The 8,078-nt window shown below is 50.2% G+C and carries 9 protein-coding genes; 4 read left to right on the forward strand and 5 right to left on the reverse strand.

What is annotated here, in order from left to right; genetic code table 11:
• On the reverse strand, positions 1-490 hold a 490-nt coding region (locus WBV75_RS10955), incomplete at its 3' end, for a 2-oxoglutarate dehydrogenase E1 subunit family protein (protein ID WP_424120644.1).
• A 124-nt stretch (positions 491-614) separates the two neighbouring features.
• Between WBV75_RS10955 and WBV75_RS10960 the strand changes: the two genes are divergently transcribed.
• Entirely contained in the window at positions 615-1,115 is a 501-nt protein-coding gene (locus WBV75_RS10960) for an alpha-ketoglutarate decarboxylase (RefSeq protein ID WP_424120645.1), read from the forward strand.
• Here WBV75_RS10960 and WBV75_RS10965 read toward each other — a convergent pair.
• The 4 genes from WBV75_RS10965 to WBV75_RS10980 all read right to left on the reverse strand — a co-directional run bounded on the left by WBV75_RS10965 (position 1,106) and on the right by WBV75_RS10980 (position 5,066).
• Entirely contained in the window at positions 1,106-1,513 is a 408-nt protein-coding gene (locus WBV75_RS10965) for a hypothetical protein (protein WP_424120646.1), read from the reverse strand. The genes WBV75_RS10960 and WBV75_RS10965 overlap by 10 nt on opposite strands.
• A 12-nt stretch (positions 1,514-1,525) precedes the next feature.
• A complete protein-coding gene (locus tag WBV75_RS10970; RefSeq protein WP_424120647.1) occupies positions 1,526-2,800 on the reverse strand; it encodes an amidohydrolase family protein in 1,275 nt (424 codons plus the stop codon).
• A gap of 22 nt (positions 2,801-2,822) precedes the next feature.
• Positions 2,823-3,842 (reverse strand): UDP-glucose 4-epimerase GalE, encoded by a 1,020-nt coding sequence (gene galE / locus WBV75_RS10975; protein WP_424120648.1) that lies wholly within the window; start codon positions 3,840-3,842, stop codon positions 2,823-2,825.
• Positions 3,843-3,911: 69 nt separating this feature from the next.
• Positions 3,912-5,066, reverse strand: coding sequence for a DegT/DnrJ/EryC1/StrS family aminotransferase (locus WBV75_RS10980; protein ID WP_424120649.1), 1,155 nt, complete (start codon positions 5,064-5,066; stop codon positions 3,912-3,914).
• A 95-nt stretch (positions 5,067-5,161) separates the two neighbouring features.
• On the opposite strand from WBV75_RS10980, the gene WBV75_RS10985 reads away from it, so the two are divergent.
• The 3 genes from WBV75_RS10985 (at position 5,162) to WBV75_RS10995 (ending at position 8,076) form a co-directional block, all read left to right on the forward strand.
• Positions 5,162-6,400 carry a 3-deoxy-D-manno-octulosonic acid transferase gene (locus WBV75_RS10985; protein WP_424120650.1) on the forward strand — a complete coding sequence of 413 codons (1,239 nt, stop codon included), beginning with the start codon at positions 5,162-5,164 and terminating at the stop codon, positions 6,398-6,400.
• 64 nt (positions 6,401-6,464) lie between these two features.
• Positions 6,465-7,790, forward strand: coding sequence for a sugar porter family MFS transporter (locus WBV75_RS10990; protein ID WP_424120651.1), 1,326 nt, complete (start codon positions 6,465-6,467; stop codon positions 7,788-7,790).
• A 157-nt stretch (positions 7,791-7,947) separates the two neighbouring features.
• The gene (locus WBV75_RS10995) at positions 7,948-8,076 is read left to right on the forward strand and encodes a hypothetical protein (protein ID WP_424120652.1); all 129 of its coding nucleotides are present in this window, start codon (positions 7,948-7,950) and stop codon (positions 8,074-8,076) included.
• The last annotated feature ends 2 nt before the right edge of the window (positions 8,077-8,078 follow it).

Here is an 8,078-nt window from a genome sequence, read left to right on the forward strand (position 1 = left end):
GTTTGCGGATGTACATATACTCCACTCCAATGGCATCGCAGTAAATCCGTTGTAAATGCTGTATTATCCCGGCAAGGGTATTGGGTCCAATACCCAGTACCTCCCCTGCGTTAAAGACCGTGTCCAGGTCTGAAGGTTCCAGGCCAAAGTTTTCAATTCCGAGTTTGGGCGAATACTTCCTTCGCTCGCGAACCGGGTTGGTCTGTGTAAACAAATGCCCCCGGGAACGATAGCCATCGATTAGCCGGATGACCTGAAACTCCTTCTGCATAGATTGGGGCATTGCAACGGAGGTACCGCCCCCGGTGTGAACCAATCCCTGCTGGGCATCAATCCCGATTTCTTCCAGGGCACTCTCCATTCCAAAATCAAATCCCTGGAAAAAAGCCCGCCAACTGGGCTCTACCCTGTCCGGATTTTCGAGATACTGGTCGTACAAATCTGAAAAAAAAGCGGTGTGAGCCGCATTCAAAAAGGAGTACTTATCCATAAAAAAGGCTTGCGTTTTCCCTAAAGCAAAATAAGATCAAAAATACAATATTTCATACGTATTCCTTTATATTTACGGGTAATTCCTAAAAATGGCAACCGTGAAATGTGCCTTAACTGGTCTTTTGAGATCCCTTTTTATTCTGGCGGTTCTATGCATGGGCTCCTATACCGCGACAGCGCAGTTGACTCCCACAAATACCGATACATTCGGTTCGCGGATGCGTTACGGGGGAGGCTTTGGCTTGTCTTTTGGTAATGATGCATTCCTGATTAGCCTTACCCCTCAGGCCATCTACCAGATAAACGACTTCCTGGCAGCGGGTGTGGGGCTCAACTATACGTATTCAAAAGTAGGGGATACAAGTTTCAATGCCCTTGGGGGAAGCCTGATTACCCTGGCAAACCCAATCGCGGCCCTCCAACTTTCTGCCGAATTTGAACAGTTGTATGTAGATCAGGATTTTGGATTTTTTAGTGAAAATTACTGGGTGCCTGCCCTGTATCTGGGTGTCGGTTACGGTGCCGGGCCTGTTACATTCGGGATTCGGTATGATGTGCTATACGATGACTTTAAAAGCCTGTATTCGACCCCCTGGCTTCCTTTCGTCCGGGTTTATTTCTGATCGGGATCAGACCCGGGGTAATTCCGGCGCCATTGTATTTTTTGCCACTCCCGTTTTAAGATCAGACCAGTGAGTTGATGGGCGGCCTCGACGGCATCCCCGGGATCAATCCCCTGAAAGTCGCGTTCGGGAAGATCCACCGCATACATGAGATTGAGATACTGGTCAAAATGCTCCATCAAGAGCCGATAAACACCTTCCTTAAGGCTTGCAAAAATTTCGGGAACATCCTCAGCGAGTAGGTACTTTTCCAATATCGGAAAGTCCAGTCCGGCCCGGCCATAGTCTTTTTGAAGTTGAAGCATCAGGCTGCCGAGCAATCGGGAATTACGGGCTTGTTGGAGCACCTGCAAGCCCTCTGCACTACCTTCCGCCGCATGATCCCCAGTGTTCGACAAATCCCCGGGGCTTTAGTCTTTGTGGATTACCCCGTCTTTCATCACAAAACGCACGGATTTAAGCACGCTGACGTCCCGTATAGGATCCCCGTCTACAGCAATGATATCGGCGAGAAATCCCGCCTTGAGCTGACCGAGTTCTGAGCCCATCCCCAGCAGGGAGGCGTTCGTAATGGTCGCGGCGCGCAGGGCCTCTTCAGCGGGCATTCCCGCCTCCACCATATATCCGAATTCCTGGGCATTTGTCCCGTGGGGAAAAACTCCTGCATCCGTACCAAAGGCAATGGGTACGCCCCGCTTGTAAGCCCTGGCGAACGTGTTCTGAATCTGCGGTCCTATTTCTCGTGCTTTCCGGGCTACAACCGGTGGGAAAAATCCAGGTATTTCTGCATTCTTCGCCGCTTCTTTCCCGGCGGAAATCGTCGGCACCATATACACCCCTTTTTCCTTCATCAGGTCCATGGTGGCTTCACTCATCAGGGTTCCGTGTTCGATAGTTTGAATACCTCCTTCAATGGCACGACGCATCCCCTCGTCACCATGGGCATGTGCCGCGGTAAGCATTCCATAATCTTTGGCTGTATTGGTTATGGCGCGTATTTCTTCTACGGTAAACTGGGGGTTCTGACCATTCTTGGCCACACTCAGGACCCCGCCAGTTGCCGTAATCTTAATGACATCTGCACCATCCTTGTACCTCTGACGCACTGCTTTACGCCCGTCTGCCGGGGAATTGACTACTCCATCTGCAGGGCCGGGATCTCCCATAAGCTCCATACTCCTGCCGTTGGTGGGGTCTGCATGCCCACCGGTAGTGGCAATAGCTTTTCCGCACGTAAACAAACGCGGCCCGGGGGTAAGCCCGGAAGAAATAGCTTTGCTTAAAGCGATATTCACCCCGGACCCTCCCAGGTCGCGTACTGTGGTAAATCCGGCCATAAGGGTTCGTCGGGCATAGACGGCGGATTCAAAAGCCACATCTGCCGGATTCATCGTAAAGCGTTTTATATAGGTCGTAGGGCTGAATTCACTTTCAATATGCACGTGCATATCGATTAAACCCGGAAGTACCGTTGAAGTGCGAAGGTCGATCACGGAATCTGCTGTGGCTCCCACTACATAGCCGTCCCGCACTTCCGCGATCCGGTTTCCATCAATCACAAGGGTTTTCTCCTTTACGAGTTTCCCTGAGGCGACGTCGAGTATTTGCCCGCATTGTATAAATTTTTTCTGTGCCAGGCCCGTGGATACAAAGGCCAGCATAATAAGGGTTAACAGGTATTTCATAGGGATTGGTTGTTATATTTGGTTATTTCTTTCGCACTTTCTGCTCCCAGGCCCAGGCAGATTGCATGGCATCATCCAGGGTAGACCCCGCACGCCACCCCAGGACATCATTGGCCTTCCGCGTATCGGCGTAAGCACTGATTATATCTCCGGGACGCCGGTCTACTATTTTATAATTAAGGGACTTCCCACTGACCCGCTCAAAACTCTGAATGACCTCCATTACGGAGCTCCCCGTACCGGTCCCTACATTGAAAACTTCGTAATTCGCTGAATTCTCACCCTTTAAAAGGCGTTCCATCGCAATGACATGCGCCTTTGCCAAATCCACAACGTGAATATAATCCCGTATACAGGTGCCATCAGGGGTTGGGTAATCATCCCCGAAGACCGAGAGCTGTTCCCGCATGCCAATGCCCGTCTGGGTGATGAAAGGGACCAGGTTCTGAGGCACCCCAAGGGGAAGTTCCCCGATTTCCGCGGAGGGGTGGGCTCCTATAGGGTTGAAATAGCGAAGGGAAATCGCCTGTAACCCCGGCCGGACTTTACAGGTATCCCGGATGATCTCCTCCCCTATTTGTTTGGTATTCCCATAAGGGGATTCCGCAGGTTGTACCGGAGCGTCTTCAGTAATAGGCATGGTATCGGCCTGCCCATATACGGTGCAGGAAGAACTGAATATAAAGTGGGCCTGTTCCTTTTCGGAAAGTTCCTGCAATAAATACACCAGGGTGGCCAGGTTGTTTTCATAGTACAGCAAAGGTTCCTCCACACTCTCCCCTACGGCCTTGGATGCCGCAAAATGAATAATCCCCCGGAGATCGGGGTATTTGCTGAAAAAGTGCCTGACCTTTTCCCGATCCCTCAGGTCAAATTTTTCAAAAAGTGGCCGGATTGCCGTAATACGCTCAATTCCGTCAAGGACGCTCTCGGACGCATTGGAACAGTTGTCTACAATGACGACCTCATACCCGGCCTGTTGAAGTTCTACAGTGGTATGAGAACCGATAAAGCCAAGTCCTCCGGTAACAGCAATTTGCATAAAATGTGGTTTAATTGAGTCTTAGAATTCCATTTAAATATTGCGATCCTGGGTATAATAAATACAGCTCTACTGGTTCATATAATCAAGTACCGCTGATGTTATAAATCGCAGTTGTTCTTCATCGAGTTCGGTGTGCATTGGAAGCGAAATCACCTCCTTGCAGAGTGCATTGGTAACCGGAAAATCATCTTCGGCATACCGGCTGTCCAGATACGCCTTTTGACGGTGCAGGGGAATCGGATAGTAAATACCGAAAGGTATCCCAAGCCCAGCCAAATGATCGGCAAGGCCATCGCGTTTTCCACCTCCCACTTTTAGGGTATACTGATGGAAAACATGGCAATCACAGGTGTCGCAGATACCCTCACAGCCTCTCATGGTTACGGGAACCGTCAATTGGGCATGACCCGAAAAAGCGGCATTGTAAAACCGGGCGGCTTCCCTGCGCTGATCGCAGTATCTGTCTAAATGCGGTAGTTTGGCTCTCAATACCGCAGCCTGGAGCGAGTCCAGGCGGGAATTCACCCCCACCACGTCGTGATAGTACCTTCGATACATTCCGTGATTGACAATCCCCCGGATGGTATGGGCCAGTTCATCGTTATTGGTGAATATTGCGCCTCCATCGCCATAACATCCCAGGTTTTTGGAGGGAAAAAAGGAGGTTGCACCTACATCTCCCAGGGTACCCGCTTTTTGGAGGCGTCCGTCGGCGAACTTGTAGTTCGCCCCGATGGCCTGGGCATTGTCTTCGATTACGTAGATATCGTGCTCCCGGGCAATTTCCAGAATTTCTTCCATAGGGGCGCATTGCCCGAAAAGGTGGACGGGCACAATAGCCCTGGTCTTTGGGGTAATGGCATCGCGGATGGCCTTGGGGTCGATATTGAAGGTCTCCGGATCTACATCCACCAAAACGGGAGTCAGCTGCAAAAGTGCGATGACTTCTGCGGTGGCAGCGAAGGTAAAATCTGCTGTAATTACTTCATCTCCGGGTTCCAGGCCCAACCCCATCATCGCAATTTGAAGGGCGTCGGTTCCATTGGCACAGGGAATGACGTGTTTCACTCCCAAATAGGCTTCAAGGTCTTTCTGAAATCCGGAGACTTCAGGCCCGTTAATAAAAGAGGCATTTTCCAGAATTTGCGAAAACGACTCCTGAATCTGTGGTTTGATGTCCTGATACTGAGAGACCAGATCCACCATTTGAATTTTTCGCATCGAAGGTGATTTGTTCTCACAAACTTACGCAAAATAGGGGCGGTCAACAACCAATTCATTTAAGAAGCGTATTTTTGAATGAAACCAGGAGGAACGTGTATTTCCTATACGATTTAGCAGTTTTTTTTGTCTGGAATATCCTTAAGCTGATCGCCCTCGGCAACCCGGGCATCCGTAAATTTGTCATTGGCCGGAAAAACACCATACCCTATCTGAAGCGTATGCGGGATCCGGAGAAACCACTCATCTGGATACATACCGCCTCCCTGGGTGAATTCGAACAGGGATCTCCTGTCCTGGACAAACTCTTCCAGGCCTATCCGAATTACCAATTCCTTGTAACCTTTTTTTCTCCCTCGGGGTATGAGGTCAAAAAAGACGCCTTATCGCCCCATCTGGTCGCTTATCTGCCTATGGACAGCAGTTGGAACACAGCCACTTTCCTCTCTGTGGTACATCCGGAGATCGCCCTTTTTGTCAAGTACGAAGTTTGGCCTGGGCTCTACAGGCAAATGGCCCGCCAAAAAATTCCTATCCTCCTGATCTCAGCTATTTTCCGCAAGCGCCAGGCCTATTTTAAATGGTATGGGGGACTGCTTAGGGCGGCGCTCCGGCGTGTGAACCATTTTTATGTTCAGGATTCCCGTTCCAAAAAAAGACTTCGTTCCCTCGGGATAAAACGCGTTACTGTGAGTGGAGACACGCGTTTTGACCGCGTACTCGAAGTTAGTAACACGGCAGATCCCCTGCCGTTTATGGATGCCTTCAAGGGAAACCGGAAGTGCTTTGTAGCCGGCAGCAGCTGGCCAGTAGATCACCGCCTGATCGCCCCCTACATCAATCAGGCCGGGGACGGGCAATGTTTTGTCCTGGCGCCCCACAAAATTGACCCGAAAACCATTGACGAACTGGAGCACCTCCTAAAGAAAAAGACCATACGCTATTCCAGTCGAAAGGCCGGGGGTCTTGAAGAAGCCTCCGTCCTTATCCTGGACACCATTGGTTTGCTTTCCCGAACTTACCCCTATGCAGAAATCGCCTATGTGGGAGGCGGGTTTGCCACAGGCCTCCACAACACCCTGGAACCTGCCGTTTACGGTATCCCAATTCTCATAGGACCGGGTTTTCAAGGCTTCCTGGAGGCAGAAGCCCTGGTGCGTGCGGGGGGTATACAGGTGGTTCACAATACCGGGGATTTTACTACAGCCATGCAGGGATTATTTGAATCCCCGGAAATGAGATCCGAAATGGGGGATATCAATTCACGGTATATCCACAAGCATAAAGGGGCCAGCGATACCATTGTCAGCGGTGTCCGTTCCCTGTTGGGTTAAACGGTCTATTATCCCTTAAGATTTTTTAGCTAGATTTAGGGCTCCTATCAACCGCCTGACGCCCATGAATCCCAAAATACTTCGAATTTCCCTTATTGCCGCTCTGGCCGGATTCCTTTTCGGTTTTGATACGGTTGTGATCAGCGGTGCAGAGAAAAAGCTTCAGGCCCTCTGGGAAACATCAGATGCCTTTCACGGTACGGTAGTTATCGGTATGGCCTTATTCGGGACTGTGATTGGGGCCCTGTTTGGGGGAATACCCACCAACAAAATAGGACGGAAAAAGACCCTCTTTTGGATTGGGGTTCTCTATACCCTTTCGGCCCTTGGCTCCGCCCTTGCCGATGACCCCGTATCCTTTGGGATATTCCGCTTCCTGGGAGGTCTTGGAATTGGCGCCTCTACGGTAGCTGCACCCACCTATATTTCAGAAATCGCCCCCGCAAAGCAGCGCGGGCGCCTGGTAGGCCTTTACCAGTTTAATATTGTATTTGGAATCCTGATTGCTTTTTTTTCAAACTACCTCCTTAACGGTATCGGAGACAACGACTGGCGCTGGATGGTTGGGGTGGAGGCTATTCCGGCCGCCATTTATACCCTTTTCGCATTGGGACTCCCCAAAAGCCCACGATGGTTGCTTACCCGGGGAGCCCAGGAAGAAGCGGCTGTGATCCTGAAGCGTATCGGATCTGAACTGACCGTGGACCGCCTCCGGCAGGACATGGCACGGTCCGCCAGTTCCGGGGGAAAACAAGAACACATTTTTATGGGAAAATATCGCTTCCCGCTGGCCCTTGCTTTTCTGATTGCCCTTTTCAACCAGTTTTCCGGAATCAATGCCTTTCTCTATTATGCCCCAAGGATCTTCGAAGAGGCAGGACTGGGTGAGAATACGGCCCTATTGAGCAGCATTGGCATTGGATTTACGAATTTGGTCTTCACACTCCTGGGCATTTACCTGATCGACCGATTGGGGAGAAGACAACTCATGTACATCGGGTCGGTAGGTTATATTATCTCCCTTGGGCTGGTGGCTGCAGCCTTTATCCTGGAGTGGTCGGGGATCATGGTCCCCGTATTCCTCTTTGTTTTTATCGCGGCCCATGCGATTGGGCAGGGCGCAGTGATCTGGGTATTTATCTCCGAAATCTTTCCCAATCACCTCCGGGGATCGGGTCAGTCCTTCGGCACCTCTGTACACTGGATTCTCGCCTGGCTTATCCCCTCTTCCATCCCCGTACTTTTTAGTTGGGTGGGGCCCGGGCCGGTTTTTGCGTTTTTTGCCTTTATGATGGTTCTCCAACTGCTTTTTGTCCATTTTATGATGCCCGAAACCAAAGGTATATCTCTGGAAGCGCTGAGTGAAAAACTCAGTGGAGGCAAAAAATAATTCAAAGCTTTCAAAGCATACTTTGTGTATCCTTAAGTCATTCAACTTTTATATAGATGGCGCGGATAATAGGGGGAATCTCCCGCTTGGTCGATTTGAAAGGGGCAGAACCACACAATGTGCTGTTTTTTAGTATCTTGTTAGAAACTATATGAAAATGGCACATGATTTTTCCTTGGGAACCCGTTTACTAAACGGCTTCCTCAGTGTAATGGTTGTGATCCTGGTTCTGATTCTCGGAGCTGTTCTGATCACCATGTTACTGGCACTCATAGGAGTGGTTTAAGT

The sequence above is a fragment of the Robiginitalea sp. genome, from assembly GCF_049588695.1.
Classification (GTDB): domain Bacteria; phylum Bacteroidota; class Bacteroidia; order Flavobacteriales; family Flavobacteriaceae; genus Robiginitalea.